Source organism: Rhodospirillales bacterium, assembly GCA_020638175.1.
GTDB lineage: Bacteria > Pseudomonadota > Alphaproteobacteria > Micavibrionales > Micavibrionaceae > JACKJA01.
On the sequence record JACKJA010000002.1, the window covers coordinates 499,243 to 525,154 of the forward strand.

The 25,912-nt window shown below is 52.6% G+C and carries 29 protein-coding genes and 1 pseudogene; 13 read left to right on the plus strand and 17 right to left on the minus strand.

Annotated features, from left to right (window positions below; all coding sequences use genetic code 11):
* Positions 1-5: 5 nt before the first annotated feature.
* From clpA to H6868_02440, 3 genes and pseudogenes are all read left to right on the plus strand, one after another.
* A pseudogene (gene clpA, locus H6868_02430) lies at positions 6-2,302 on the plus strand (ATP-dependent Clp protease ATP-binding subunit ClpA).
* Positions 2,303-2,344: 42 nt separating this feature from the next.
* Positions 2,345-2,929, plus strand: a complete 585-nt coding sequence (locus H6868_02435; GenBank protein MCB9988173.1) for an NAD(P)H-dependent oxidoreductase — start codon at positions 2,345-2,347, stop codon at positions 2,927-2,929.
* An 81-nt stretch (positions 2,930-3,010) separates the two neighbouring features.
* Entirely contained in the window at positions 3,011-3,499 is a 489-nt protein-coding gene (locus H6868_02440; protein ID MCB9988174.1) for a hypothetical protein, read from the plus strand.
* Here H6868_02440 and H6868_02445 read toward each other — a convergent pair.
* Positions 3,486-4,229 (minus strand): hypothetical protein, encoded by a 744-nt coding sequence (locus H6868_02445; protein MCB9988175.1) that lies wholly within the window; start codon positions 4,227-4,229, stop codon positions 3,486-3,488. The two genes, H6868_02440 and H6868_02445, sit on opposite strands and share 14 nt — an antisense overlap.
* Positions 4,230-4,304: 75 nt before the next feature.
* On the opposite strand from H6868_02445, the gene H6868_02450 reads away from it, so the two are divergent.
* Positions 4,305-5,189 carry a response regulator gene (locus H6868_02450; protein ID MCB9988176.1) on the plus strand — a complete coding sequence of 295 codons (885 nt, stop codon included), beginning with the start codon at positions 4,305-4,307 and terminating at the stop codon, positions 5,187-5,189.
* Here the strand turns inward: H6868_02450 and H6868_02455 are convergent.
* Entirely contained in the window at positions 5,186-5,650 is a 465-nt protein-coding gene (locus H6868_02455) for a RidA family protein (protein ID MCB9988177.1), read from the minus strand. The genes H6868_02450 and H6868_02455 overlap by 4 nt on opposite strands.
* An 81-nt stretch (positions 5,651-5,731) precedes the next feature.
* On the opposite strand from H6868_02455, the gene H6868_02460 reads away from it, so the two are divergent.
* The 3 genes from H6868_02460 to H6868_02470 all read left to right on the plus strand — a co-directional run bounded on the left by H6868_02460 (position 5,732) and on the right by H6868_02470 (position 7,164).
* Positions 5,732-6,130 (plus strand): NADH:ubiquinone oxidoreductase subunit NDUFA12, encoded by a 399-nt coding sequence (locus H6868_02460; protein MCB9988178.1) that lies wholly within the window; start codon positions 5,732-5,734, stop codon positions 6,128-6,130.
* Positions 6,131-6,149: 19 nt separating this feature from the next.
* The gene (gene mlaD / locus H6868_02465; GenBank protein MCB9988179.1) at positions 6,150-6,614 is read left to right on the plus strand and encodes an outer membrane lipid asymmetry maintenance protein MlaD; all 465 of its coding nucleotides are present in this window, start codon (positions 6,150-6,152) and stop codon (positions 6,612-6,614) included.
* A gap of 64 nt (positions 6,615-6,678) precedes the next feature.
* Positions 6,679-7,164, plus strand: a complete 486-nt coding sequence (locus tag H6868_02470; protein MCB9988180.1) for a DUF2155 domain-containing protein — start codon at positions 6,679-6,681, stop codon at positions 7,162-7,164.
* Here the strand turns inward: H6868_02470 and H6868_02475 are convergent.
* Both H6868_02475 and H6868_02480 read right to left on the minus strand, forming a co-directional pair.
* Positions 7,121-7,297 (minus strand): hypothetical protein, encoded by a 177-nt coding sequence (locus tag H6868_02475; protein ID MCB9988181.1) that lies wholly within the window; start codon positions 7,295-7,297, stop codon positions 7,121-7,123. The genes H6868_02470 and H6868_02475 overlap by 44 nt on opposite strands.
* A gap of 111 nt (positions 7,298-7,408) precedes the next feature.
* Positions 7,409-8,083: a leucyl/phenylalanyl-tRNA--protein transferase gene (locus H6868_02480; GenBank protein ID MCB9988182.1), complete on the minus strand. Its 675-nt coding sequence runs from the start codon at positions 8,081-8,083 to the stop codon at positions 7,409-7,411.
* A 61-nt stretch (positions 8,084-8,144) separates the two neighbouring features.
* Here H6868_02480 and H6868_02485 point away from each other — a divergent pair, with 61 nt between their 5' ends.
* Positions 8,145-9,281, plus strand: coding sequence for a hypothetical protein (locus tag H6868_02485; protein MCB9988183.1), 1,137 nt, complete (start codon positions 8,145-8,147; stop codon positions 9,279-9,281).
* On the opposite strand, the gene accC is transcribed toward H6868_02485, so the two are convergent.
* From accC to H6868_02515, 6 genes are all read right to left on the minus strand, one after another.
* Positions 9,278-10,627 (minus strand): acetyl-CoA carboxylase biotin carboxylase subunit, encoded by a 1,350-nt coding sequence (gene accC, locus H6868_02490; protein MCB9988184.1) that lies wholly within the window; start codon positions 10,625-10,627, stop codon positions 9,278-9,280. The genes H6868_02485 and accC overlap by 4 nt on opposite strands.
* A gap of 16 nt (positions 10,628-10,643) precedes the next feature.
* Complete coding sequence (accB, locus tag H6868_02495) at positions 10,644-11,099, minus strand: acetyl-CoA carboxylase biotin carboxyl carrier protein (protein MCB9988185.1); 456 nt, start codon at positions 11,097-11,099, stop codon at positions 10,644-10,646.
* Between the two features lie 62 nt (positions 11,100-11,161).
* Complete coding sequence (locus tag H6868_02500; protein MCB9988186.1) at positions 11,162-11,593, minus strand: 3-dehydroquinate dehydratase; 432 nt, start codon at positions 11,591-11,593, stop codon at positions 11,162-11,164.
* A gap of 6 nt (positions 11,594-11,599) precedes the next feature.
* On the minus strand, positions 11,600-12,208 hold the full coding sequence (locus H6868_02505; GenBank protein ID MCB9988187.1) for a DsbA family protein: 609 nt from the start codon (positions 12,206-12,208) through the stop codon (positions 11,600-11,602).
* 15 nt (positions 12,209-12,223) lie between these two features.
* The gene (locus H6868_02510; protein MCB9988188.1) at positions 12,224-12,967 is read right to left on the minus strand and encodes a DsbA family protein; all 744 of its coding nucleotides are present in this window, start codon (positions 12,965-12,967) and stop codon (positions 12,224-12,226) included.
* A 39-nt stretch (positions 12,968-13,006) separates the two neighbouring features.
* Positions 13,007-14,386, minus strand: coding sequence for a M48 family metalloprotease (locus H6868_02515; protein MCB9988189.1), 1,380 nt, complete (start codon positions 14,384-14,386; stop codon positions 13,007-13,009).
* A gap of 57 nt (positions 14,387-14,443) precedes the next feature.
* Between H6868_02515 and H6868_02520 the strand changes: the two genes are divergently transcribed.
* Both H6868_02520 and H6868_02525 read left to right on the plus strand, forming a co-directional pair.
* Complete coding sequence (locus H6868_02520; protein ID MCB9988190.1) at positions 14,444-14,791, plus strand: hypothetical protein; 348 nt, start codon at positions 14,444-14,446, stop codon at positions 14,789-14,791.
* A 15-nt stretch (positions 14,792-14,806) separates the two neighbouring features.
* On the plus strand, positions 14,807-15,460 hold the full coding sequence (locus H6868_02525; protein MCB9988191.1) for an RlmE family RNA methyltransferase: 654 nt from the start codon (positions 14,807-14,809) through the stop codon (positions 15,458-15,460).
* Here H6868_02525 and H6868_02530 read toward each other — a convergent pair.
* The 3 genes from H6868_02530 to H6868_02540 are packed head-to-tail and all read right to left on the minus strand — an operon-like array spanning position 15,457 to position 17,531.
* Positions 15,457-16,119 (minus strand): hypothetical protein, encoded by a 663-nt coding sequence (locus tag H6868_02530; GenBank protein ID MCB9988192.1) that lies wholly within the window; start codon positions 16,117-16,119, stop codon positions 15,457-15,459. The genes H6868_02525 and H6868_02530 overlap by 4 nt on opposite strands.
* A gap of 22 nt (positions 16,120-16,141) precedes the next feature.
* Positions 16,142-16,873 (minus strand): hypothetical protein, encoded by a 732-nt coding sequence (locus H6868_02535; GenBank protein ID MCB9988193.1) that lies wholly within the window; start codon positions 16,871-16,873, stop codon positions 16,142-16,144.
* A gap of 13 nt (positions 16,874-16,886) precedes the next feature.
* Complete coding sequence (locus H6868_02540) at positions 16,887-17,531, minus strand: hypothetical protein (protein ID MCB9988194.1); 645 nt, start codon at positions 17,529-17,531, stop codon at positions 16,887-16,889.
* Positions 17,532-17,692: 161 nt separating this feature from the next.
* On the opposite strand from H6868_02540, the gene guaB reads away from it, so the two are divergent.
* Positions 17,693-19,174, plus strand: coding sequence for an IMP dehydrogenase (gene guaB, locus H6868_02545; protein MCB9988195.1), 1,482 nt, complete (start codon positions 17,693-17,695; stop codon positions 19,172-19,174).
* A 2-nt stretch (positions 19,175-19,176) separates the two neighbouring features.
* Here the strand turns inward: guaB and H6868_02550 are convergent, their stop codons facing one another.
* The gene (locus tag H6868_02550) at positions 19,177-20,271 is read right to left on the minus strand and encodes an alkene reductase (protein MCB9988196.1); all 1,095 of its coding nucleotides are present in this window, start codon (positions 20,269-20,271) and stop codon (positions 19,177-19,179) included.
* 70 nt (positions 20,272-20,341) lie between these two features.
* Here H6868_02550 and H6868_02555 point away from each other — a divergent pair, with 70 nt between their 5' ends.
* Together H6868_02555 and H6868_02560 are read left to right on the plus strand one after the other, a co-directional pair.
* A complete protein-coding gene (locus H6868_02555) occupies positions 20,342-21,631 on the plus strand; it encodes an RsmB/NOP family class I SAM-dependent RNA methyltransferase (GenBank protein ID MCB9988197.1) in 1,290 nt (429 codons plus the stop codon).
* A gap of 31 nt (positions 21,632-21,662) precedes the next feature.
* Positions 21,663-23,294 (plus strand): U32 family peptidase C-terminal domain-containing protein, encoded by a 1,632-nt coding sequence (locus tag H6868_02560; GenBank protein MCB9988198.1) that lies wholly within the window; start codon positions 21,663-21,665, stop codon positions 23,292-23,294.
* Between the two features lie 10 nt (positions 23,295-23,304).
* On the opposite strand, the gene yidC is transcribed toward H6868_02560, so the two are convergent.
* The 3 genes from yidC to rnpA are packed head-to-tail and all read right to left on the minus strand — an operon-like array spanning position 23,305 to position 25,912.
* Positions 23,305-25,227 carry a membrane protein insertase YidC gene (gene yidC / locus H6868_02565; protein MCB9988199.1) on the minus strand — a complete coding sequence of 641 codons (1,923 nt, stop codon included), beginning with the start codon at positions 25,225-25,227 and terminating at the stop codon, positions 23,305-23,307.
* Complete coding sequence (yidD, locus tag H6868_02570; protein ID MCB9988200.1) at positions 25,224-25,544, minus strand: membrane protein insertion efficiency factor YidD; 321 nt, start codon at positions 25,542-25,544, stop codon at positions 25,224-25,226. Before yidD ends, yidC begins: the two co-directional genes overlap by 4 nt.
* The gene (rnpA, locus tag H6868_02575; protein ID MCB9988201.1) at positions 25,541-25,912 is read right to left on the minus strand and encodes a ribonuclease P protein component; all 372 of its coding nucleotides are present in this window, start codon (positions 25,910-25,912) and stop codon (positions 25,541-25,543) included. Before rnpA ends, yidD begins: the two co-directional genes overlap by 4 nt.

Below are 25,912 nucleotides of genomic sequence, written 5' to 3' on the forward strand. Positions count from 1 at the left end.
CGACCATGCTCTCAAGAAACCTTGAACAGACCTTGCATAAAGCGCTCGAAATCGCGACGGAGCGCGGGCATGAATATGCAACGCTGGAACATTTGCTGCTGGCGCTGTGCTACGATCAGGACGCTATGGCGGTCCTGCGGTCCTGCGGGATTGATCTGGAGGATCTGCGTGAGCAGGTCGGGTTGTATCTTGATAACGAGCTGACCTATCTGGTGAACAACGAATCCGAAGAAGCCAAACCGACGACCGCCTTTCAACGCGTGCTGCAACGCGCCGCGATTCATGTGCAGTCCGCAGGCCGGGAAGAGGTCACCGGCGCGAATGTCCTGGTCGCCCTGTTTTCAGAGCGCGAAAGCCACGCGGTTTATTTTCTTCAGGAACAGGACATGACGCGGTTTGACGCCGTCAATTACATTTCCCACGGTATTGCCAAGGTGCCGGGGCAGGAAGTTCCCAAACCGCCGGAGGGTGCAGAGGAAGGCCGGGATGATGCCGGTCAGCCGCGCCAGGGGCGCGAGGCGCTCGATGCCTATTGCAAAAACCTGAACGACAAAGCGAAATCCGGAAAAATAGACCCCCTGATCGGCCGGGCAAAAGAAATCGACCGCACGATCCAGATCCTTTGCCGCCGCAGCAAAAACAATCCGCTTTATGTCGGCGATCCGGGCGTCGGAAAAACCGCAATCGCCGAAGGGCTGGCCCGCAAAATCGTCGAAGGCAATGTGCCGGACGTTTTAAAGGGAGTCACGATTTATGCGCTGGATATGGGCGCGCTTTTGGCCGGTACGCGCTATCGCGGCGATTTTGAAGAACGCATAAAATCCGTTTTAAAAGAGATTGAACAGGTTGACGGCGCCGTTTTGTTTATTGACGAAATCCATACGGTGATTGGCGCAGGCGCAACATCCGGCGGCGCGATGGATGCGTCCAATTTACTCAAACCCGCTTTATCCAACGGCACTTTGCGCTGCATCGGCTCTACGACCTATAAGGAATACCGGAACCATTTTGAAAAAGACCGCGCGCTTGTCCGGCGGTTCCAGAAGATTGACGTCTATGAACCGACCCTGGATGAGGCACTTGAAATTCTCAAAGGTCTGAAACCTTATTATCAGGACCATCACGGCGTGGAATATACCGATGAAGCGCTGAAAGCCGCCGTTGAGCTTTCGGCCAAATATATCGGGGACCGAAAATTGCCGGATAAGGCGATCGATATTATCGACGAGGTCGGCGCGGCGCAGATGTTGGTCCCCGCGGCGAAGCGCAAAAACAGATCACCGTCAAGGATATCGAGGGTGTCGTGGCGGCCATCGCCCGCATCCCCGCCCGGACCATGACCAAAAGCGACAAGGATGTACTGCTGCATCTGGAGCGCGATTTGAAAACGCTGGTTTTCGATCAGGACAAAGCCATCGACACGCTTTGCGATGCAATCAAATTGTCGCGCGCAGGCCTGCGGGAGCCGGACAAACCTATCGGCTGTTATCTTTTTTCCGGCCCGACCGGCGTAGGAAAAACGGAAGTGGCGCGGCAGCTCTCCAAAACGCTGGGCGTGGAGCTGGCCCGTTTCGATATGTCCGAATATATGGAGCGTCATGCCATATCGCGCCTGATCGGCTCCCCGCCCGGCTATGTCGGGTTTGAACAGGGGGGCCTTTTGACGGATAAAGTGGACCAGCAGCCCCACTGCGTCCTGCTTCTGGATGAAATCGAAAAAGCCCATCCCGATATTTTCAACATTTTGCTGCAGGTAATGGACTACGGGAAGCTGACGGACAATAACGGAAAAGTCGTCGATTTCCGCAATGTTATCCTGATTATGACGACCAATGCAGGCGCCGCGGAAATGGCGCGGGCGCCGGTCGGCTTTGAACGTGAAATGCGGATGGAAGACGATCAGGAAGAAATCAAACGGACCTTTACCCCGGAATTCCGCAACCGGTTGGATGCAATCGTGCCGTTTCACGCGCTGAAGGCGGAAACGGTTGAAAAAGTCGTCGATAAGTTTGTTATCCAGCTTGAAGCGCAGCTCGCCGATAAGGGCGTGTCGATTGATATGTCTGACGAGGCCTGCGCCTATCTGGCCAGGGAAGGCTATGACCCCGCCATGGGCGCGCGTCCGCTGGCCCGTGTCATTCAGGAAAAAGTCAAACGTCCGCTGGCCGAAGAACTGTTGTTCGGCAAGTTGACCGGTGGCGGCCTCGTTCAGATTGATCTGGAAGACGGCGCTTTGACCTTTGATGTCATTGATGACAAACCTAAAAAGCCACAGAAAAAATCTGGCAAGGAAAAGGTTTAGACCTATATCGTTTCTCTGTAACCCGTTCAGGAGAATTGATAAATGACAGATAAGCCGACACTTTTGATTCTGGCCGGCAGCGCCCGTAAAGATTCATTCAATAAAAAACTCGCCCGTCATGCTGCCGCCATTGCGGAACAACAAGGCGCAACCATCCGATTTATCGATCTCAAGGATTATCCGATGCCGATCTATGACGGCGATTTCGAAGATGAACGCGGTTTGCCTGATAGTGCCAAAGATCTCAAAAAATTGTTCGCGGAAAGTGACGGTTTTCTGATCGCCGCGCCGGAATATAACAGCTCTCTGGCGCCGCTGCTCAAAAATGCGCTCGACTGGATATCCCGCAAAGAAACGGACGACGAACCGCCTTTAATAGCCTTTAAAGGCAAAGTTGCAGCTCTGGTGGCGGCCTCTCCCGGTGGCTATGGCGGCCTGCGCGGGCTGGTACCGCTGCGCATGATGCTCGGCAATATCGGTGTCACGGTCATCCCCGACCAGTTAGCTGTGCCGCAGGCCCACGAAGCTTTTGATGAGAACGATCGTTTGAAAAATCCCGGACAGGTCAAGGCGTTGGAGCATGTGATGACGACATTTATAAATACGACCGGGCGGCTCGCTAAATAAAAATTTCTTGCATTTTTTATAGCAGAATGACTAAAACACTCTCGTTTTGACATATAAAATAATTTGGTCAGGGAGCAAAATATGAACGCATCATCCGGTAATTATCCGCCAGTCGCCCATGAATTTGATAAAAATTCTGGGGTGCCAACACACATAAAAAATCTCCGTACACTTTTGAAAATCGTGAAAAATCGCCATTTCAGAGGACTCATGACGATGGCGGGAACAGATACAAATTTGCTGGAGAAAAAGTTAAAAGCCGATACCGGAGAAAAGTACAATCCGCCTCTTATTGCACCGGGAAAGAAAGCGGCGTCCGCTCTGACAACGCTGACAAAATTAAAAAAACTGATGGAGATGAGAATAATTGATAATCTTTTTCGCGAGACAGGCACCAATATTCCGCGCCTGAGTGCCATTATTGATACGGAGATTGACAAAGAGCGCAAGCTCTCTCCCTTGTCTGTGGCTAAAAATGGCTTTGTTTTCTCCAGAAGCCGAACGGTTCCGGATCATTGCTGTATGCCCTTCTTGGCAGGTCCGGGGACACCCAAACCTACCGGGCAATAAGCACCTGATAGAAGGCATAATATTCGTCGTTTGCGGGATCTTCGACCGTCAGGCAGGCGGCCATCGCCGGTCCGGCACCAACGTCAACGCCCTGAGAGGCATTGAAATAGGTGCCGGTGAAGGCCGGGCTGGCAATGGTTCCCGGCGGGGAAACCAGTCGTTCCGTCGGGGGGAGTCCCGACGGATTGGCAATCCCCAGAGAATTGTTGATCGCGACACAGACATCTTTTTTCACAAAATGCAGCCACAGCGATAACTCCTTGCAATCTGCCGTATTGCAGACGGTGCCGACGTCGGGAAAGGAGTTCTGTCCCGTAAAAGCCCAGGGGCCCCACGGCCGGCTGGGATCCCCGTTGTAAGAGGCTCGAAAGCTTGTATCCAGCCAACCCTCGTTCGGCACGATATAAGTTAATCCGCCGCCGTTAGGGTGAAACACCTTGCAGCCATTATCGGTACAATTCGGGTTGGTGTAACCGGAAACAAAATCATTTTCAAAGCTGATAGCTGTGTCTTCATATCCGTCAATCCCCATGACCTGTATGGCGCGGCGGATACCGTTGGCTTGCTGCATGATATCAGTAGCATAGGATTTAGCGGTTTCCCGCGGGATAGTGGTCGGATCGCCGCTGCGCATAATGTTGCTGACCGCAAAGCTGAGCGAGGCAAACAAGACAATAGCCAGAAAAATATAGATCAGGACGCTGCCGGCTTCTGAATGGGAATGACGCATGATATAATGATCCGGTTGAAAGACAAAGTATCGTCTTCTATCTTTACATTTTATTACAAAGGATGGAACCGCTTCATGCGTTATACCAACAATATCAGGGTTCTGGTGGCCGATAGTGATGACAAAAACCGTAAATATGTTGCCGGTATTCTGGAACTAAACGGCTTTCAGGTCCAGCAAGCTATCGACGGCGGGACGGCGATCAAGGTCGTGGAAGAACAGGGTACCGATCTGGCCGTGGTGCGCTACCGGATGAAGCCGCATGGCGGGCTGGAATTTGCCAAACATCTGTTGGTCAAAGGTCATGATATCGGGGTCATAATGCTGACATCCGAAGCAACAACGGATTTATTGATGGAGGCCGGAAATTACAATATCCGCCAGATCATGGAAAATCCGGTTGAGCCGCAGAGATTTATAGAAACGGTTCGGCGCGTATTGCGCATTTATGGCAAGAACCCAGATGCCATCGGTATGGGTGATGAAAAACAATGGACGCCTGACGAACTCATGCACCGGGCGATTATGCTGGCCCGGCAAAATGCCGATTCGGGGATGGGCGGGCCGTTTGGCGCGGTCGTGGCCGACGCGGCGGGCCGAATTCTGGGCGAGGGCGTGAACGGTGTTAAAACCCGTTGTGATCCGACGGCGCATGCCGAGGTGCTGGCCATTCGCCGGGCGACCGAAAAACGCGCCAGTACCGATCTGACGGGATGTGTTGTCTACAGCAGCTCCGAACCGACGATGCTCGGCGAGGCGCTGATTATTGGCACCGGCATTGAAAAGGTTTTCTATGGCCTGAGTCACGAAGAAACCGGCGCGGCACGCGTCAGCGAAGCCGGGATTATGGGCGAAATCGCCAAACCGCTTTCCCAGCGTACAGTGTCCCACGAACAGCGCGGCCATGACGAGGCGCTGGCCATGTTTTTGCGCGCGGAAGCAGCCAAAAAGACGAGTTAGGCAAGCTCAAATATAGCGTCGATTTCAACAGCCACGCCCAGCGGCAGGGACGGGGCACCCACGGCAAACCGCGCATGCTTTCCGGCGTCACCCAGAACGGCAACCATCAGGTCCGACGCCCCGTTAATAACCTTGGGATGATCGGTAAATTCCGGGGTGCAGTTAACAAATCCGCCCAGCTTGACACAGCGCTTTATCCGCCCCCAGTCACCCTGAACGGCGGCATGGGCCTGTGCCAGGATATTAAGGCCGCAGGCACGGGCAGCTTCGGCGCCTTGTTCCACATCCATATCCGTCCCCAGACGGCCTTTGTGCATCGGTTGACCGTTCAGAAAGGGAATTTGCCCGGCGATAAAAAGCGTGGTGCCGCTGATGACGTAGGGCACGTAATTGGCCGCGGGCGCAGCGGCGGCGGGCAGTTCGATATTTAACTCTTTTAAACGCGTTTCCACATCGGACATGATGGTGTATCCTTTTGCTCTTAAGGGTTGATTCTTGCTTTGTTTTAAGCCATTCCTGTTAAGACGAAAAGGCCAAAGACCATGAAATTTATAAAGCAGCTTCTGGGTGTTCTCTCACCGGTCCATATTACCTGGGTCACGCTGACCAGCGGGGCAAAACGGATGGGCCGGGATAATGCTGGAAATAAATATTATCAATCCCCTGCCCGCGCCGGTTACAACCACCCGCGCCGCTGGGTAATTTACAAGGGCCGCCCCGACGCCGCCAAGGTGCCGCCGGAGTGGCATGGCTGGCTTCATTACCAGACCGACGAGGTACCTGCTGCCGCGGCTGAATCTTTCCGCCGCCCATGGCAAAAAGCGCATAAAGGAAACCGCACGGGCACCAATCAAGCTTATCGTCCGCCGGGGCATATATTAAAGGGCGGCCATCGCCCGGTTGTCACCGGCGATTACGAAGCATGGACTCCGGAATCATAATAGTTTAAAGAGGATATCTATGAAACGCAGTGTAATTGAAACAGTTCTGGGCGCAGTGGTGCTGGTGATTGCCGGGGTCTTTCTGGCATTCAGCTATAATACCGCCAACGTGAAAAAGGTCAGCGGCTATGAAGTGACTGCCGATTTCTCCGGAATCGGCGGATTGGCAGTCGGTGACGATGTCCAGATCAGCGGTGTTAAGATTGGCTCGGTTATCGGGGTGGAACTGGACCCGGAAACCTATCTGGCCCGCGTGCATATGAGCATCGAGCCGGGTATAGAACTGCCCGAAGATACAACGGCGCTGATTTCCTCGACGAGCTTGATGGGCGGGAAATATCTGTTGCTGGAGCCGGGCGCGGCCGAAGACATGATTGCGGCCGGCGGCCGTGTGCAATACACGCAAGCCCCGCAAAATCTTGAACAGCTGCTTGGAAAATTCATTTTCAGCATGCAGAACAAAGATGACAGCGGTGCTCAGTAATCGGCTTTTCATTATAGGATGTCTTGTTGCTGGCCTGTTATGGGCCTTGCCCGCCTACGCCGGGATGCAGGATTACCCTTCCGTTAAACTGCAGGCGCTGGACAAGGGAACGGCCCGGACATCGACCTTTGAGGCGCGCGTCGGCGCAACCGTCCAGTACGGGCCGCTTTACATCAAAGTCCGCGCCTGCCGCAAGGCCCCGCCGATAGACCCTCCTGAATCGGCTGCTTTTCTGCAAATCTGGGAAGTGAACAACAAGACACAGGAGCCGGAATGGATTTTTTCGGGGTGGATGTTTGCCTCTTCGCCGTCTTTGTCGGCAATGGATCATCCGCTTTATGATGTCTGGGTTCTGGATTGTACGGGCGAAGCGCCAGAGGAAGAACAAATCCCGTCAGAAGAAGCTATTGAAGTGCCCGCCATTGAGGGGGCTGTCCTTCCCCCGGAAAACAAAAACGCCGACGAAACCGACGGCGTTTTAGATGATAAAACAATGATACAAACCCCTACATTGCCGGCCGAAGATCAGCAGCTGCCCGCGGTTTATTGAATCCGGTGAAATCCCAGTCTCTATCTTTATTGGCGGCCACGGCCTGCGCCCCTGTCGCAGCCTCTTCAAAAGGCTGTTTGGGAGAGTGATTGGCTAAAACGCCATCCGCAAAATTGCTAATATCAATAAACATAGCGCACCCGCTTTCTTATTCTTTTTACCGTCTCTAATAGAATACCAAAAGCTTAACAGAATGTTAACAAAAAGTCAAATATTATACATAATAAATATTTATTCACATTTTTTATACGGGCAGCGCTTCCCGGTTTTCCAGATAATCGTCAACCAGCCCTTTTTCCGCCAGATCCGGGAAAGTTTCCAAATGAAAATCACAACGCGTTTGTATGGCCATATGCAGGCGTTTTAAATACGCCTCCTTCGGGATTTCATAAATGCCGAACTGTTTCAGATGATCGTTGACAAACTGGGTATCCAGAACACTAAACCCGGCCTTCCACAGCCGGGCGCACAAATGAACCAACGCAATTTTGCTGGCATCGCGGGAACGGGAAAACATGCTCTCCCCCATAAAAGCACCGCCCAGCGCCAGCCCGTAAAGCCCGCCAACCAGTTTTTCGCCATCCCAACATTCTACTGAGTGTGCGAAACCCGCTTCGTGCAAGGCAACAAACAAATTGCGGATCGGGCGGTTGATCCATGTCTCGGCGCGGACATCCGTACTTGCGGCGCAGCCATCAATAACGTCCGCAAAGGCCGTATCAATCCGCACGTCATAGGGCGCCTGCCGCACGGTCTTTTCCAGCCGCCGGGGAATATGAAGCCCGGCAATCGAAAGCTGTCCGCGCCGCGGCGGATCGTACCAGTAAAATTCATCTTCTTCCGCCCGCTCTGCCATCGGGAACAGCCCGTTGGCGTAGGCATTGAGAACATCATTAAGGGTTAAATCATTATTAGACATAAATAAAAACTTTGTGCTATAAGCCCCAATCCATACGCCATTATGAGAGGAAACACGCTTCGTGGCAAAGGGCACGCGTAAAACAGGCAAGAATTTTAAGGAAAAGCTGCGCGATGTCCTTCGTGATCCGGCAACACTTTTTGGTGGGGCTGGACTTTCTATGGCTATTCCGGGCGGCATCATACCAATCATTTTTACTATGATTGAATCAACGATAGCTATAGGCGTTGCCGCATACAGAGAGTTTTCACCATCTGCAAAAAACAGCTCTTTTCTCAAAAAGCATGCAGGGTCGCCAATGATCGCGGAAGGTCTGTCTTTGCTTGCAGCCTCGATTTATTACCTGGATAGAGGGATCAGAACTCAGCAACCCTACGCCCTGAACATGGGAATTGCCTACTTCAACTGGGCGGCCTACACGATTACTAAGGGTGGCCAGATAAATGGCTGGAAACCGAAAAAATTCCCCAACATGTTTGCTCCCGACAATTCCCGGAATTTTTTCTGGCGTGACATGTTTGGCCGCGCCGAATTTTATTCGGCAGCCGCCGTTTTGGCCTTGTCTTCTTATATGATCACGACCATGGGAACACCGGCGCTACTCTGGACAGGGCTAGGATTGGGTATGATGGCGCTTGTTGTCACGGACTCCAAGGTTAACCCCCATCATCGGGCCGTACAGATCAAGAACAGCTTTAACCGTATAGCGGGTAATAAAAATCTGCCGCGTTTGCTCAGGAAACAAACACAGAAAGTCGCCGACAAAGGCCTGTACATGTCGAACAACTTCATCGCAAGAGGAATCTCTTGTGCATTCCAGTATACCGCAGGAGCCACCATGTTAAGCGTTGGTATGATGCAAATGTGGGCGCAAAAAACATTTGTTCCCAACGAAAACGTGTACTTTGGTGTTGGTAATTTCTTGGCCGGGTTTGGGATTGTGGAAGTACTAAAACACGACATCCGGCGTGAAAACCCGTACCAGTCACTCGACCCATTAATAGAAACCTCGAAGAAAACCGGTACAGCCGCACCGGAAATCAGATTACCGGAAATGACCTTAAACGGGAAAACGGTCGACTTTTCACTCCGGCATGATTTTGTGCCCGCCGGGAAAATGAAGTGCGTAAAGCCGGAAAGCCCGGCATTAACGGAAATTGAGAGATACAAAGGCCAAGCCTACCTGATCCCGGCTTAACTTTGATTTCTTTCTGCCAGTTTCTTTTCCAGCCAGTGAATATTGTACGCGCCGCTTTCAAATTCCGGCTGTTCCAAAATCCACTGATGGAGGGGCAGCGTCGTTTTAACGCCCTCGACAACGGTTTCCATGATGGCGCGGCGCATACGGCGCAGGGCTTCTTCGCGGTTCCGGCCGTGGACGATCAGCTTCCCAACCATGGAATCGTAGTAAGGCGGGATCGTATAACCGCCGTAAATGGCCGAATCAAAACGCACCCCAAGCCCGCCGGGGGCATGGAACTGGGTAATCTTGCCGGGAGACGGAATAAAGGTCTCCGGGTCTTCGGCATTGATCCGCACTTCAATGGCATGGCCGCGCAGACGGATTCTCTCTTTTTTGATAGTCAGGGGTTCCCCCGCCGCAACGCGGATCTGCTCGGCGATCAGGTCAATGCCGGTAATCATTTCCGTGACCGGATGCTCCACCTGAATGCGCGTGTTCATTTCCATGAAATAGAATTTGCCGTCTTCATACAAAAATTCGATTGTGCCGGCCCCGACATATCCCATCTCGCGAATAACGTCCGCGGCAAGGGTGCCGATCTGGTTCCGCTCTTCTTCGGTCAGAACGGGGGAGGGCGCTTCTTCAACCAGTTTCTGGTGACGGCGCTGAATGGAACAGTCCCGCTCTCCCAGATGAATGGCGTTTCCATGCATATCCCCGAAAATCTGGACCTCGATATGGCGGGGGTTTTCGAGGAATTTTTCAAAGTAAATCGTGTCATCCCCGAAATTGGCCTTGGCCTCGGCACGCGCAGTGGAATAGGCTTCCATAAAATCTTCTTCCGTACGGACGATCTGCATGCCTTTTCCGCCTCCGCCGGACGCGGCCTTTATCAGGACAGGAAATCCCGCCTCTCTGGCGGCCTTCAGTCCTTCTTCCGCGCTTTCCACCGCGCCGTCAGAGCCGGGCACCACGGGCAGGCCAAGGGCAGAGACCGTTTGCTTGGCCACAACCTTGTCACCCATGCTTTCGATATGCTCCGCCCTGGGGCCGATAAACGTAAAGCCGTGCTCTTCAATCATCCGCGCGAACTGCGCGTTTTCCGACAAAAACCCGTAGCCCGGGTGAATGGCATCCGCGCCGGTAACCGCCGCCGCCGTCAGGATAGAGGGAATATTCAGGTACGAATCCTTAGCGGCGGGCGGGCCAATGCAAACGGACTCGTCGGCCAAACGAACAGCCATGGACGATGCGTCTGCCGTTGAATGGACGGCCACGGACTGAATGCCCATTTCCCGGCAGGCCCGAATGATGCGAAGGGCAATTTCGCCGCGATTGGCTATGAGAACTTTTTCAAACATGGCGAGGGGCCGTTTGTTATTCGATGACCATGAGAACGTCGCCGTACTCAACCGGCTGTCCGTTTTCGACCAAAAGCTGCGTAATCGTTCCGGCTTTATGGGCCTTGATCGGGTTCATGACTTTCATGGCTTCGATAATCATCAGCGTATCACCTTCACGGATATCGTCGCCTTTTTTCACAAAAGCAGCCGCGCCCGGTTCGGGAGACATATAAGCCGTTCCCACCATCGGTGACGTAACAGCGCCCGGATGATCGTGGATGTCGGCAGCCGGTGCCTGCGTATTGGCGGCTTGCGGGATCGTCGGATCGGAATTCATAACGACAGGAGCCGCCGCCCCGGCCGTAACGACCTGTGATCCGCCCTTGCTGACGCGCAGGGATTGTTCCCCTTCGGCGATCTCAATCTCGCTCAAGCCTGTTTCATCAAGAAGTTCCGCCAGTTTGCGGATGGCATTTTCATCGATTTTCATGGAATTTTCTTGCGTTGTTTTTCCAAAATTTCACCGGACCCTAATCGACTTTTGACAAAATGTCAAAGCATAGACGCCAGATGGTCAAAAGCCATTGTGTATCCTTTTGCGCCATGCCCTTTGTAAACGGCAGCGGCCAGAGGTTCGATATAAGAAATGTGGCGAAAGGCTTCGCGTTTCGAAGGATCGGAATGATGAACCTCGATAATCGGGCCTTCAAACATCTTTAGCGCGTCGTGAATGGCAATAGAAGTGTGCGTATAGGCCGCCGCGTTAATAATAATGGCGCTGGCCGTTTCGCGGGCTTCCTGAATCCATGTGACCAGATCGCCTTCGTAATTCGATTGGCGCAGCTCGGCGCTCCAGCCATGTTTTTGCGCTTCTTGTTCACACATGCTCCGGATGTCTTCAAGCGTTTCATGGCCGTAAATGTCCGGTTCACGAACGCCCAGAAGATTAAGATTGGGACCGGCCAGTACCATTATATGTGTCATGGGATGCTATTTCCCGAGCTGGTCGAGGACTTTTTTAATATCCTCGGCGGTAGGCATGTTGGTGCCTGCCGGGTTGTAAATGGTTTTGCCGATCAGGAAAGTCGGCGTTGAGAAAATATCCAGCGCTTCGGCAGCATCAATATTGGCCAGCAAAGCCTGCGTTACTTCATCACTTTCCATTTCGGATTTCAAACGCTCATAATCCAGCCCAAGCTGCTCGGCCAGCCCTTCGACTTCCGCTTCCGCCACCGGGGTTTCCCGCTGCATCAAAAGATCATGGATTTCAGAGAATTTACCCTGTTTGGCGGCGGCCAGCGCCAGCCGTGCTTCATAAGCGGATTTTTCACCCAAAACCGGGAGATGAGCAATCACCACCCGGATATCGGGGTTTTGTTCAACCAGTTCCCTGACAACGGTATTGAGCATGCGGCAATAATTGCAGCGATAATCGGCAAATTCCACAATAACCCGCGATGCGTCGGGGGTGCCGAGAACCTGTCCCAGTTCAGCTTGCTGCATGTTTTTGATCGAGGCGTGAACGTTCCAGGCCTTATAACCGACCAAACCGGCGACGATAATAATGGCGGCAAACAGAAATCGTAAAAACAGGGTCACAAGCGGAATCTCCGGTTATTTTTTGGCGCGCTGATCGGCGATGGTTTGTTTCATGCCGTCAAGCCCCATATAACCACGGGCCAGATAGTCACCGATAATAAATCCGGGCGTTCCCCGAATGCCCAGTTCCTGAGCTTGTTCCATATTATCGCGGATTTGCTTGGTGATGGATTCGTCATCGGCGTCCTTGCGAAGCTTTTCAACGTCCAGCCCCAGTTTTTTGGCAATCTGTTCAAAAGTCTTTTCGTCTTTTTGGCCGGGTGATTTCATCAGCTCCATGTGGAAATCAAGATATTTACCTTGTTTGTCCGCAGCCAGTGACCAACGGGCGGCATCAACGGAGGTTTGGCTGAGGATAGGCATGTCCTTGAAGACGAATTTCAGGTTCTTGTCTTCTTTCAGCAAAGCGGCAACATCTTCCATGGCTTTTTTGCAATAGCCGCAGTTGTAATCAAAAAACTCGACAATCACGATATCGCCGTTCGGATTTCCGGCTGTCGGGGCGCCATTGAAAACGGCATCCTTGTTATCGGACAAATATGTTTTGAACTGGCTGTCCGCCGCTTCTTCCTGCTGTCTTTGATGCTTTTCAGCTGCTTCATAGAGAATTTCCGGATTATCGAGAATATATTCGCGGACAATCTCACCAATGGCTTTCTTTTGGCTGTCGGAAAAATCCGCGGCCGTGGCAGACACAGGCTGGAGAGCAATAGTGGTCGTTATCAAAGCGGCCAGAAAGCCAAATAGGCGGTATGTCACAGGAAGACTCCTTTGTTAAAATCAAATACGGGTACTAAACTAGCCTTTTTTCTCGCCTTGTTCAATATAGGCCAGAATATCTTGTGCGCGGATCCACGGCGCCGATCCTTTTTCCAGATCACGTAAGGCCACCTCAACTTGCTTTTTGGCATAATCGGTTTGGCCTTTCAGCAAGGCTTCTTCGGCCAGATGCAATTTGGCCAGCGCTTCCTGCCCCATCTGGCCGTAGGCTGTGGCCAGCAAGTGATGGGCGTAACCCGATCGAGGCTCTTCCCGCAAGGATCGTTCCAGATGATTGACCGCCTGTTGGAGCGTGGCTTTGTTATCACCCGCCGTCTCGATCAGGGCATGGGCGTAAGCTGTTCGGATCAAAGGCGCGTTGGGATAAAGGTCCAGAGATTTTTTATAAGCGGGCAGGGCTTCGGAAACCCGGCCAAAATCAACCAGCATTTGGCCTTTCAGCTCCCAGAAAAACGGGTTTTGGGGTTCTGCCGCCAACAAATCGTCGATTTCGCGCAGGGCGTCCTTCACCTGATTTTCCCGGTAGGCGGCAATGGCGCGGGCATAGCGGGCAGGGATCGATTTGTTCCGGTCGTCATAATCCCAGGCCACGCGCTCCGGGGTAATAAAGGCCTTCAGCTTGGCAATCATGCGGGCGTGTTGGTCCTGCCATTCGGGCGGATAAGCCTTGCCCTGATTGCTTGAACGCTTGTACCCCGCATCCAGCGATTCAATCCGGTCGTGGGTCAACGGGTGGGTGCGGACATATTCACTTTGTTTATCGGAGGGGAGAAGCTCCTCGCTTTCCAGCTTATGCATAAATGTTTTCAAGCCCTGCGGGTTGATGGAGGCTTTTTCCATGTAGGTTAGCGCGGCTTGGTCGGCACTCGATTCCTGCACCCGGCTAAAGGATAGAAATTTACGTTGCGCCATGGAACTGGTCCCTGTGACAATCGCCGTCCCCAGTCCGCCCTCACCCGTGGCCAGTGCCGCCCCCAGACCAAGAAGCGTTCCCAGCAGGCTTTCATAAGAGGCGCTCTCCATCGCCCCGCGCATGCGGACCAGATGGCCGCCGCGAATGTGTCCCAGTTCGTGGGCGATCACGCCGACAATTTCGGAGGCATCATCTGTGCGGGTCAAAAGCCCGGTATAGATAAAAATATTCGGACCGCCGGCGACAAAGGCGTTAATGGCAGGGTCCTGCACCAGGATAATATTGATTTGTTCCGGCGTCAGGTCCGCCGCCCGGATAACCGGATCAGCCCACTGTTTGATGAATGCCTCGATTTCGGTATCACGAATAATGACCGGCCTTGCCTGAGCCAGCGCTTGTGGACCAGAAGACAGCAGGATAGCGCACATCATCGCAAAAACAACAAAGGCTCTGTTCACGGGGGATAAAAAGCGGGTATGATTCATAAGGGCTGCCTGTTTCAAAGCCTTTCCGGTAACGCTTAACGTCTCTAATAATCTAGTATGGGCCAGTTTATCTATCAATGGGTTGATTTTTTGTGGCTGCCTGCGGCGTGGTTTGTCGTGCATAAACACCAGCGCTGGTTTGTGCTGGGTTTTATATTTGTATGCCTTTTGACCTTCCGCACGCAAGTAGAACTGATGGAGTCGATCGGTTATGGCACCGGAATTCTGGCATTGATGAAATCATCGGTCTATAACCGCGGGCTGATCATCTATAGCATTATTTTTGCGTTATATATGATTTTAGCGTATTTTTCGCCGGGAACCCAGAAAGTGATTTTTTTCGCGGCATCGCTGTCGATCTATATTCTGGCGTTTTGCTTTTCGATGATTATGATGACTCTCTAGTAAAGGATTTTTATTTTGCGCAATAAAGCAAAGACCAGAGTGAAAACCGCAAAAGGCCGCAAGACCTCGTCCAAGCGCTGGCTGGAGCGGCAACTCAACGATCCTTACGTCCGTGAAGCCGAACGGCAGGGGCTGCGTTCGCGGGCAGCTTTCAAAATCATGGAAATGGATGACAAGCTGGACATGTTTAAATCCGGGCAGGTTGTTATCGATCTGGGCGCGGCGCCGGGCGGGTGGAGCCAATACGCGGCCGATAAAGGCTGCAAGGTTGTGGCGATTGATTTACTGCCGATGGATGAGCTGGCCGGCGTAACGTTTTTCCAGATGGATTTCACCGACGATGACGCGCCGGAGACCTTGATCCGTGCCACCGGCGAAGGCGTTGATATCGTCATGTCCGACATGGCGCCCAACACGATCGGTCATAAACAGACCGATCATATACGGATTATGGCGCTGGTCGAAATGGCTTATGATTTCGCCACGCAGGTGCTAAAGCCCGATGGCACTTTTGTCGCCAAGGTGTTTCAGGGGGGTGCGGAAAATACCCTGCTGGCGCAGATGAAAAAGGATTTTAAAACCGTGCGCCATATCAAACCGCCCGCCAGCCGGAAAGAAAGCTCGGAGCAATATGTTGTGGCCACGGGGTACAGGGCGGAAACCAGTTAATCGGGCCTGTTTTTGGAGACAACGCCCAAACGCGACTGTGAACTGGGAGACAAAAAGCGTTCTATATGCTGTTTCATATCAAGTCCATCTTTGTGACGCCAAGCAATACAGGGTGATATGAAGCCGATCCCTTCTTCTTCAAAAGCGTATAATTCGGCATGAAATTGAGTTTGTGGAAAATATTTGAGAATCCCCTGTGTGATGGCTTTGTATGATTCAAGCCGTGTCACCATAGCCTTTCCGAAACTATCTAGAATAAAGTGGCGGCTGTTTTTGTCAGGGTCATCGCTATTTTTGAAATTTCTTTGGGCAAATCCCATAGAAACCTCGTGCAAATACGGATGATTTTCCCGCAGAAAATTTCTGTGACTATCAACGGCCTCGACCCACTGGGAGGCCGGTATAGCAACGTCAATAGGCAGAAAAACAACAAGAAGAGGCTTTTTTCCATCTGTTCGGCCAGCCTGTATATCTTGATGGTGACGGTAATTGAGATCACTTAAATATGATTTGATATAGGCTCTGAAATTACAACCAAAATCCTCTGTGTAGGCATTAATCTTACCTATTAGCTTTGCAAATAGTGGTTCGTCAGGTTCGGATAGAGCTGGCGCACTTTCACCAAAAGCATAAATAATTCTTCCCTTATCATCGGCCATGGTGGTTATTCTTTAGCTGTTTTTAGTCAGGTTTAGGGCACGAAACACTTCTAAGGTGCAGGCGCCCTTTACGGGCGCGGTATAGATAATCAGAAAGTATTTCACGGATATCCATGTTCTTGTTGCCGTCTTTGCGCGTAACAAGGGCAGACAGAATCACAATAGGATTTTGTGCATCGGCATCATTACTTGCTAATCGTACAGCCGGTCGCACATCCAATTCAGGCAGATGGCGTTTCATAATGTTAGCAAAGTTCTTGAATGCCTTTAAGCCGCCAACCAGATGTTCGCCAAAAACTCTTATATCTATTTGTTGGGGAGAAAAAACATCGTGGACAGAGGTTTTTGCTTGTTCTTGTTTGGCGCGCTGTTGAACACGAACAAATTCTTTGGGTTCGATGGCCCGCATTTTATCCTGAAAATCGGTAACGACGTCTGCCCACATTGAATAAGGAATGCTGATATTAAGGGGGAAATACTGGCCCGTCATAGGTCCGGCTTTTTTTACAAAATCAGGGCCATATTCCTGAACCATGCGCGCATGGTCTTGATTAATGGCCCCGAGCGCGCTGCTTAAATATATTTCGAGATCATCAAACAAAGGATATTTGCTTGCGGCCTCGTCAAGAATAAAAAAGGCAAGAAAAGGAGATTCATCAAAAGAAAATTCCTCGTTTTCCATCTCAGATACTGGCCGGGCCGCTTGCGTAAAACGACCCAAAATAATAACATTGTCATCCCGATCATCCGTCATGGTGTCGCCCTTCCTAGCATTTGACCAGTTGCGGGGTCTTGCTGCGGCAATTCAGAAAACGCTGAAGCTCCTGACGGGCATCGCAATCCTCATCCCAGTTGAATGTCATGGTAAGTACGGCTTTGTCATCGGCGGTTAGGATATCAAACGACAGCTGGAATTCCGGCAGGTTACGGGACATCAGCTCATCCAGCACTGTTTCCTGTTGAAGCCTCCGCAGCATTTCTTTCAGATATAGATCACGGACAATAGAATCATGTACATGATTCAGATCATGATCTTCCTCGTAAGCGATCAAGATTTCGGGGGCGTTCCTTTCCAGAAAATCCCGGAAATTATCCGGCGCATTTTCGGCCAGATCGGCGATGTAGCTGTCGATGATCAGGGTTGCTTCTTCACTGTCAAGCGGCAGGAGTATCCCGATCGTGTGAGAAAAAACATTCTTACCCGTGTAGTGCTGGATGTTCAGGTCTTTCAACATCCGGTGCATTTCACCCGTAAAGCGCGCCGCAAAATCATTGAGACGCAAGATAATGTTTAAAGCAGGATCAAGATAAAAAGGGTGGGGGTTTTCTGTTTGTGCAGGAAACTGGCTATCCTGCGTTTCTGTAAACGCCGGACGCAAAAAGGGAATAACATTTGTCGATGGCTTGCCCATGAAACCCGTAACCGCCTTTTGTCATTGTTTTTTACATCCTAGACGATGAAAATATGAAAAATCAATCTTTTTGTGAACTTTTCCCTTCTCTTTTCGGTGCTTGCTGGTTATAGTGCCCTGCAAATTTCAGCTATCGCCGCTTTGAAAAAGGAATTTGCGCCATGCCGACAAAACAATCCCATATCCGCCAAGGTCTGACGTTTGATGACGTGCTTTTGTTGCCCGCCGCTTCGGAAATCCATCCGAACGACGCCAGCACAAAAACGCATCTGACGCGGGATATTGAATTGAATATCCCTTTGTTATCTTCGGCAATGGATACGATTACCGGCGCGGATATGGCCATTGCCATGGCGCAGGCCGGGGGGCTGGGCGTTATTCACCGGAACTATTCGGTCGAGGAGCAAGCCGCGCAGGTCCGGATCGTTAAACGGTTTGAGTCCGGCATGGTTGAAAATCCGATCACAATCCAGCCGGACGCGATCTTGGCGCAGGCCTTGGAGCTGATGAGTATTAACCGTATTTCCGGGATTCCCGTAACCGAGGCTAACGGCCAGCTTGTGGGTATCCTGACCAACCGGGATGTACGCTTTGCCGAAAATCCCGAACAGCCGGTCAAGGATCTGATGACAGCCAACAATCTGGTCAAGGTTGTCGGCAGCGTTGATAAAGAAGAAGCCAAACGGTTGCTGCACAAATACCGGATTGAAAAGCTGTTGGTCGTGGATGAAGCCGGGCGCTGCACCGGGCTGATGACGGTGAAAGACATTGAGAAATCGGAACTGCACCCGCTTTCTACCAAGGATTCACAAGGGCGCTTGCTTTGTGGCGCGGCTGTCGGAACCGGCAACAGCGGCATCGAACGAGCCGAAGCCATGGCGGCCGCTGGGCTGGATGTGGTTGTAGTTGATACCGCTCATGGCCACTCAAGAAACGTTCTCGATACGGTGAGCCAGATCCGCGATTTGCTGGGTGAACGCCTTCAGATTATTGCCGGGAATATTGCAACGGCCAGTGCGGCAAAAGCTTTGATCGAAGCCGGGGCCGATGCGGTCAAGGTCGGCATCGGGCCGGGGTCGATTTGCACCACGCGCGTCGTGGCGGGTGTCGGTGTGCCGCAACTGACGGCGATTATGGATGTGGCCGAAGCTTGCGCGAAAAAGAAAATCCCGGTGATTGCCGATGGCGGGATCAAATATTCCGGCGATTTTGCCAAGGCGATTGCCGCCGGGGCCGATTGTGCCATGATGGGCAGCGCCTTGGCCGGGACCGATGAAGCGCCGGGCGAGGTGATCCTGTTTCAGGGGCGCTCCTACAAAACCTATCGCGGGATGGGCTCCGTCGGGGCGATGACCCGCGGCTCTGCTGACCGTTACTTTCAGGGTAATGTCAAGGAAGAGCAAAAACTGGTTCCCGAAGGTATCGAAGGCCGCGTGCCTTACAAAGGTCCGGTTGGCCCGGTAATTCACCAGATGATCGGTGGTTTGCGGGCTTCTATGGGCTATACGGGATGCGCCACGATTGCCGATATGAAGAAAAAAGCTGAATTCATGCAAATGACCGGCGCGGGCTTCCGTGAGTCCCACGTCCACGATGTGACAATCACGAAAGAAGCGCCGAACTACCGGACGGAAGCCCAGTAGGTTTAAGCGGCCCGATCTTTCAAAAACGGATAATCCGTATAACCTTTCGGGCCTTCGGTATAGAAGGTTTCGATGTCGGGCGCATTCAGCGATGCCCCCGCCTTGAATCGTTCCGCCAGATCCGGATTGGCGATATAGGGTACGCCATAGGCAATCGCATCGGCTTCCCCGTTTGCCAGGGCCGCGTTCCCCTTGTCTCGGTCATAACCGCCATTGGCAATCAGCGGCCCGGAGAAATTTTCCCGGATATGCGGTAGCACCCAGCGCCCTTGTGGGTCGGCCAGCATATGACCGGGCAACGGTTCCATGACATGCAGGTACGCCAAACCAAATTGATCAAGCTGTGCCGCGACGTAAGAGAAAAGCGCGGCTGGATCGCTGTCATTCATGTCGTTTTTCGGATTGGTCGGGGAAATCCGCACGCCGACTTTGTCTGCGCCGATGGCCTTGGTCACAGCCTGAACGACCTGTAACAAAAGCCGCGCCCGGTTCTCAAGGCTGCCGCCATACTCATCCGTGCGCTCGTTGGCGCCATCGCGCAGGAATTCGTCGAGCAGGTAACCGTTGGCGCTGTGTACCTCTACGCCGTCAAACCCGGCCTCCATGGCACGGCGGGCGGCGGCGATATAATCTTCGATAAGGCCGGGAATTTCCGAGGTACCCAGCGCCCGCGGCGTCTCCAGCGGTTTTTTCGACCCATCCGGTACGCGGATATCACCTTGAGCCGCAAGCGCTGACGGCGCGACGGGAAGGGCGCCGTCATGAAAATCCGAATGCGAAACCCGGCCCATATGCCAGAGCTGTAAGATCATATTGCTACCGGCGTCATGCACGGCATCGGTAATTTTGCGCCATCCGGCAACATGCTCGTCCGTCCATATCCCCGGCGCGTGATACCAGCCATAGCCCTGCGGCGAGATAGCGGTCGCCTCGGAAATAATCATCCCGGCCCCGGCCCGCTGGCTGTAATATTCCACCATCAAATCGGTGGGGATGCCATTGCCCTCGGCGCGCCCGCGCGTCAGCGGCGCCATGATGATACAGTTTTTGCAATCAATAGAACCAAAACGGATGGAATCGAAAAGGCTGGCGGTCATAGAGCTCTCCTGTTAGAAGTACGGCTTGTTATTATTTAGCACATGAACTGAATTTTGAAAGGCTAACATTATGACCCCCGCCGCGCGGATCAAGGCCACGATTGATATACTGGAAAACATTGCTGTCGGACGCGTGCCGATGGATACGGTGACAGGCGATTATATGCGCCACCGCCGTTATATTGGCTCCAAGGACCGCGCAGCGATTGCCGAACGGACATACGGCATGGTCAGGGCGACAGCGCGGCTCGGACGCTGGCTGGAAAAGGTCGGGGCAGAGGACACCCCCCGCAACCGTATGCTCGCATGGCTGGTGCTGGGAGAAAGTAACGACCACAAACGGATCAAGGATCTGTTTGATGGTTCCAAATACGGCGCGGAGCGGCTGACCGATGAAGAATTTAAAATCGTCGACGATCTGCAGGGAAAAAACCTGAACAATTCATCCCTGCCCGACGCTGTCCGCGTTGAATGCCCGCCGCTTTACGAAGACAAGCTCCGCGCCTATTTCGGTGACGATTTCGTCCCGGAAATGAAAGCGATGCTCGGCGGCGCCACGCTGGATTTGCGGGTGAATGTCTGGCGCGCCGACAAGGAAAAAGTCCGGAAGTTTCTGGAGGCCGACGGCGTTGAAACTGATGATACGCCTATCTCCCCTTGGGGTTTGCGGGCGCGGGGCAAGGCCTATCTGTCCAAAACCAAGGCCTGGAACAAGGGCTGGGTCGAAATTCAGGATGAAGGCTCGCAGCTGATCGCACTGGCCTGCGGGGTGCAGCCGGGCATGCAGGTGCTTGATTATTGCGCCGGTGCAGGCGGCAAGACGCTGGCGTTGGCTGCTGCGATGGGTAACAAGGGGCGGATAGTTGCGATGGATACGGAGCCGCGCCGTCTTGAAAAATCGCGCGTTCGGATCAAAAAAGCCGGTGTTGCCGATTGTATTGAAGTCCGCCCGTTGTCAGACGAGAAAAACCGTAAATGGCTGCGCCGGCAAAAGGAAAGCTTTGATCTGGTTTTAACCGATGTGCCTTGCACGGGGACGGGAACATGGCGCCGCAATCCCGACATGCGCTGGACGGTGTATGGCCCGCCGCTGGAAGAGCTTGTTGAAATTCAGGCCGAGATTCTCGATAAAGTCGCCAAAACCGTAAAACCGGGCGGTCGCCTTGTTTATGCGACATGCTCGCTGTTGCCTGATGAAAATGAACAGCAAATCGAGCGGTTTTTAAAGGAGCATCCTGATTTTGAAGTTGGCGCTCTGCCCGCAGGAGTCCCCAGCGATAAGAACGGCTTTATGCGCCTGACCCCGCACCGTCACAACACCGACGGGTTCTTCGCGGCAAGCTTGCAAAAAAAAGGCTAACGCCTGTATAGTCCCGGCCATGACAAAAACCATGACGCAAAGACGCTCTGAACTGCTGATGCCTGCCGGGTCTTTAACGACCCTGAAAACGGCTGTGCTGTATGGCGCGGATGCCATTTATATGGGCACGCCCGATATGTCTTTGCGCTCCAAGTCAAAAATGACGCTGGAGGAAGTTGTCGAGGGCATTGAGTTTGCTCATAGCCATGGTGTGCGGGTTTACCTGACCCTTAACTTGTTTGCTCATAACAAGGATATCGCCCGCCTGCCCGAATATCTCGACACGATCCGTAGCGTTAAACCCGATGGGCTGATTGTTGCCGATCCCGGTGTATTCAGTTTCGTCCGGGAAAATGCCCCGGAAATTCCGCTGCATATCTCGACGCAGGCCAACGTGTGCTCTTTTCTGACGGTCGATTACTGGCATAAACAAGGGGCGGAACTGGTGGTTCTCGCCCGCGAAGTGTCCTTTGCCGAACTCGAAGAAATCCGCGAAAAATGCCCGGATGTAAAGCTGGAGGCTTTCGTCCATGGCGCGATGTGTATGACCTATTCCGGGCGCTGCCTGCTTTCCAACTATATGGCCGAGCGCGGTGCAAATCAGGGTGCATGCGCCAATTCCTGCCGTTGGAACTACAAGGTTCATATCAAGCTCAAGGACGGCACGCTCAAAGAACTGGAGATCAACGACGACAATCTCGACATGTTCGAATTTTTCCTTGAGGAAGGCTACCGTCCCGGTGACTTCCTACCGATTGAGGAAGACGAACGCGGCTCGTATATCCTGAATGCCAAAGATTTATGTTTGATGCCGAAACTCGACGATTACTTGCGCATTGGCGTCGACAGCCTGAAGGTTGAGGGACGGGGCCGCAGCCCGTATTACGTGGCTGTGAACGCCCGTGCCTATCGCCATGCGATTGACGACTATTACGCCAACCCGGATGACTGGGACGCGCGTCCTTATATGCGAGAATTGGAAACGGTCGGTAACCGGGGATTTTCGCTGGCTTTCCACAATGGCCGCCTGACCAATTACGCGCATAATTATGAAGACACGCATTCGTTGGCTGAATGGGAATATGCCGGATCAATCTGCGAAGTCCGTGACGAGGCCTTTGTCATGGAAGTCAAAAACAAACTGGAAGCGGGTGACGTTCTGGAATTTGTTCCGCCGCGCAGCCGCGAAACGGTGCTCTTGCGTTTATATGAATTTACGCTCGAAAACGGCAAAACGGTCGAAGCCGTCCATGCCGGGCAAAAACAAAAAATCGTAATTCCGTTTAGCGCTTTCGATCATGAAGATCCGGAAAAACTGCGCGCGGCTCTGCCGGAACTCACCATTATCCGTAAGGAAAAAGCTTTGAGCGCCGCCGAGTGGGCGCGTCTGAAACTCGACCGCACGGCCAACCGCCGCGAGCAGGATCAGGGATCGGAAAAGGCCTATGAAACCAACCGCAAAAACCTGAGCGTTGCTTTGGAAGAAAAACTGATGGACCGCTCGCCGCGATCCCCGCGGCTGGGCACGGAAGGGTGCTGCGGCAAAGGCTGTAACGGCTGCGCGGTGTTCTGGTATGATCCCGAATACGCCAAGGCCCGTGAAGTTCTGGCCAAAAAGAAAATCGGCGAAATGTTCGACCGCGATATGCGCGCCGCCGAATAATAACGACCTCTTATTTCTTCTTCTTTTTCTTGGGTTTGGGCTTGGATATGGCTTTATCTTGCCCTTCATCGTCCCCAAACAAGGCTTCTTCCACTGTCTCTTCGATCATTTCCAGTTTCGGATGAACCGCTGGCCCCTCGGCCACTTCTTTGGCCATTTCCTTGTCTTCTCTGGAACGGCGCAGGAAATGCACTTCAACGCCCATGCCGCGCATAATGACGTATTGCTGCAGGATCGAAAGCGCTTGCGAGAACGTCCAATAAATAACCAGCCCGGCAGCAAATTTAGCCAAAACCAACGTCATGACGAACGGCATCAGGTTCATCATCATCGCCTGGGTTTTATCTTGCGGCGGCGGGTTCATCTGGCGCTGCATTAACTGAACCATCAGCATCATGCAGGGCCATGCGCCAATCGCAGGTAGGAATTCAGGCGGCGTCCATGATAACAATCCAAACAGGTTCAAAACGTTTGTCGGGTCCTTGACCGACATATCGGCGATCCAGCCATAGAACGGCGCATGACGCATTTCTATCGAGATTTGCAGGACCTTGTACAAGGCAAAGAAAATCGGAATCTGGACCAGAATCGGGAAACACCCGGCCATCGGGTTGACCTTTTCCGTCTCATAAAGCTTGACCAGCTCTTCCTGCAGTTTTTGTCGGTCATCACCGAATTTTTCGCGCAATTCCTGCATCTTTGGAGAAATTTTCCGCAGTTTGGCAAAGGAACGGAAAGAGGTGTTGGCCAATGGGAAAACGGAAAGCCGTACGATGATGGTCAGGATAATAAGGGCAATCCCCATATTGTGCGTGAGCTGACCGAAGAAATGAAGGATATAGAAAAACGGCTTGGTCAGGAAATAGTACATCCCGAAATCGAGAACCAGGTCAAAGTGCCGGATATCGAGTTCTTTTTCATAGCGGTCGAGAATCCCCAGAGACTTGGCGCCGACAAACAGCCGGTTGGTGCTTTCGGTGCTCTGGCCGGGTTCGATCGTGTGGGCGGCACCCATAGCATCGGTCTGGAATCGTTCCCGGCTATTCTCGCTACTGGCCGGGGCATAGATGTAACGATATTTTGTTTCTTCGCCTTGTGCGGGGATCAGTCCGGCAAACCAGTAGCGCTCGGTAATACCAATCCAGCCATCCGTTGCTGTTTGCTCGGTAAGCGGGGTCTTTTTAATTTTCTTGTAGGACAGTTCGGTCAGTTCACCGCCGACATAGCCAATCGGCCCTTCATGAATGATATACATGCCAAAAACATTTTCCGGCAGTCCATGCTCGGCAATCAGGCTGAAAGGATACAATGTAACGGCCGCGCCCGATTTGTTGATAACGCGCTGTTTGACCGTCATCAAAAACTGGTCGTCTATTTCCAGGGTTCGTTCAAACCGCAATCCCGCGCCATTTTCCCAATACAGGGTAATCGGGGTATCAGGACTCAGACCTTTGGCCAGATCGCCTTCGGCAACGCGCCAGCGAGAGGTCTTGTCAGGTGTTTTTACACTTTTGTCTGCGGCAACCCAGCCAAATTCAGCATATTTGGGGTAATTGCTGCCGGCGGGTGAAAACAGGACAACGTGGTCTTTCTTTTCCAATGTCCGGTAATAAGTCTGCAGGCTGATATCGTCGATTCGACCGCCCTGCAAAGATAGGGAACCGAATATGGCGCCGTTATCAATCGGTAAACGGGCGTGATTTTCGGCAAGGACTTCGGCCCGGTCACGGGGTGCCCCTTCCGTGATTGCCGCTGCTCCGTCATTTTTGACGGTGACATCCTCGGCAGCTTGTTGCGCGGCGGCTTCCATGGCCTGCATGCGCGGCTGTAGAATAAAGTGGTCGAAAGAAAACCACAGGGCCAGAGAGGCGACAACAAACAAAATGAAATTGCGCCAGTCGTCCGGGTGCATCTGGTCCTGATTATTCATCATAAAGTCGATTCCTTGTTATCTGCTTTTTCGTGGCAGGGATGTGGATGTTGTTTGCGTTTATAGCCCAGCATATCCCCCCATGTAAACCGCTCAGGCACCGGATCGTGTCCATGGTACTTATTCCACGGGTTACAGGCCAGAATACGGCGAATGCCCAGATATAATCCTTTGGCGGCGCCGTGCTTTTCCATGGCCTCTAGCATATAAGCCGAGCAAGTGGGATAAAACCGGCACTGGTTTCCTATCCACGGGGACAGGAAAAAGCGGTAAAGCCGGACGGGAATCTGGGCTATGCGGACAAAAAATTTATCAATCATGGGGTATCCTTTCGGCATTCAAGCCGCTTCAGGCACCATTTCAGATCCTTGGCCATATCCTCATAAGTGTTCGTCTCTGTCTCAGCTCTGCCGATCAGGACGTAATCCTTACCCTCTGCGGCATGGCCGGGCAACACGTCAAAGGCCAGCGCGCGCAGGCGCCGCCGGATGCGGTTGCGCACGACGGCGCGTTTATTGACTTTCTTGGTGACGGTCAGGCCAAAGCGGGTTTCTCCGCTGTCATTGTCGGCAACCTGCAGGATCAGGCTCTTTGAAACCCATTTTTTGCAATTTTTCTGGACGTGCAAAAAATTAGACCGCTTTTGCAAGCGGCCCAATCGTTCAATTTGTTCTTTTAAAGCTTTCAT

Bases quoted from the DNA above. Each gene is read 5' to 3' on its own strand.
- H6868_02435 (MCB9988173.1), top strand. From the start codon at position 2,345: ATGACAGATAAGCCGACACTTTTGATTCTGGCCGGCAGCGCCCGTAAA.
- H6868_02440 (MCB9988174.1), top strand. From the start codon at position 3,011: ATGAACGCATCATCCGGTAATTATCCGCCAGTCGCCCATGAATTTGAT.
- H6868_02445 (MCB9988175.1), bottom strand. From the start codon at position 4,229: ATGCGTCATTCCCATTCAGAAGCCGGCAGCGTCCTGATCTATATTTTT.
- H6868_02450 (MCB9988176.1), top strand. From the start codon at position 4,305: ATGCGTTATACCAACAATATCAGGGTTCTGGTGGCCGATAGTGATGAC.
- H6868_02455 (MCB9988177.1), bottom strand. From the start codon at position 5,650: ATGTCCGATGTGGAAACGCGTTTAAAAGAGTTAAATATCGAACTGCCC.
- H6868_02460 (MCB9988178.1), top strand. From the start codon at position 5,732: ATGAAATTTATAAAGCAGCTTCTGGGTGTTCTCTCACCGGTCCATATT.
- mlaD (MCB9988179.1), top strand. From the start codon at position 6,150: ATGAAACGCAGTGTAATTGAAACAGTTCTGGGCGCAGTGGTGCTGGTG.
- H6868_02470 (MCB9988180.1), top strand. From the start codon at position 6,679: ATGCAGGATTACCCTTCCGTTAAACTGCAGGCGCTGGACAAGGGAACG.
- H6868_02475 (MCB9988181.1), bottom strand. From the start codon at position 7,297: ATGTTTATTGATATTAGCAATTTTGCGGATGGCGTTTTAGCCAATCAC.
- H6868_02480 (MCB9988182.1), bottom strand. From the start codon at position 8,083: ATGTCTAATAATGATTTAACCCTTAATGATGTTCTCAATGCCTACGCC.
- accC (MCB9988184.1), bottom strand. From the start codon at position 10,627: ATGTTTGAAAAAGTTCTCATAGCCAATCGCGGCGAAATTGCCCTTCGC.
- accB (MCB9988185.1), bottom strand. From the start codon at position 11,099: ATGAAAATCGATGAAAATGCCATCCGCAAACTGGCGGAACTTCTTGAT.
- H6868_02500 (MCB9988186.1), bottom strand. From the start codon at position 11,593: ATGACACATATAATGGTACTGGCCGGTCCCAATCTTAATCTTCTGGGC.
- H6868_02515 (MCB9988189.1), bottom strand. From the start codon at position 14,386: ATGAATCATACCCGCTTTTTATCCCCCGTGAACAGAGCCTTTGTTGTT.
- H6868_02520 (MCB9988190.1), top strand. From the start codon at position 14,444: ATGGGCCAGTTTATCTATCAATGGGTTGATTTTTTGTGGCTGCCTGCG.
- H6868_02530 (MCB9988192.1), bottom strand. From the start codon at position 16,119: ATGGCCGATGATAAGGGAAGAATTATTTATGCTTTTGGTGAAAGTGCG.
- H6868_02535 (MCB9988193.1), bottom strand. From the start codon at position 16,873: ATGACGGATGATCGGGATGACAATGTTATTATTTTGGGTCGTTTTACG.
- H6868_02540 (MCB9988194.1), bottom strand. From the start codon at position 17,531: ATGGGCAAGCCATCGACAAATGTTATTCCCTTTTTGCGTCCGGCGTTT.
- guaB (MCB9988195.1), top strand. From the start codon at position 17,693: ATGCCGACAAAACAATCCCATATCCGCCAAGGTCTGACGTTTGATGAC.
- H6868_02550 (MCB9988196.1), bottom strand. From the start codon at position 20,271: ATGACCGCCAGCCTTTTCGATTCCATCCGTTTTGGTTCTATTGATTGC.
- H6868_02555 (MCB9988197.1), top strand. From the start codon at position 20,342: ATGACCCCCGCCGCGCGGATCAAGGCCACGATTGATATACTGGAAAAC.
- H6868_02560 (MCB9988198.1), top strand. From the start codon at position 21,663: ATGACGCAAAGACGCTCTGAACTGCTGATGCCTGCCGGGTCTTTAACG.
- yidC (MCB9988199.1), bottom strand. From the start codon at position 25,227: ATGATGAATAATCAGGACCAGATGCACCCGGACGACTGGCGCAATTTC.
- yidD (MCB9988200.1), bottom strand. From the start codon at position 25,544: ATGATTGATAAATTTTTTGTCCGCATAGCCCAGATTCCCGTCCGGCTT.
- rnpA (MCB9988201.1), bottom strand. From the start codon at position 25,912: ATGAAAGCTTTAAAAGAACAAATTGAACGATTGGGCCGCTTGCAAAAG.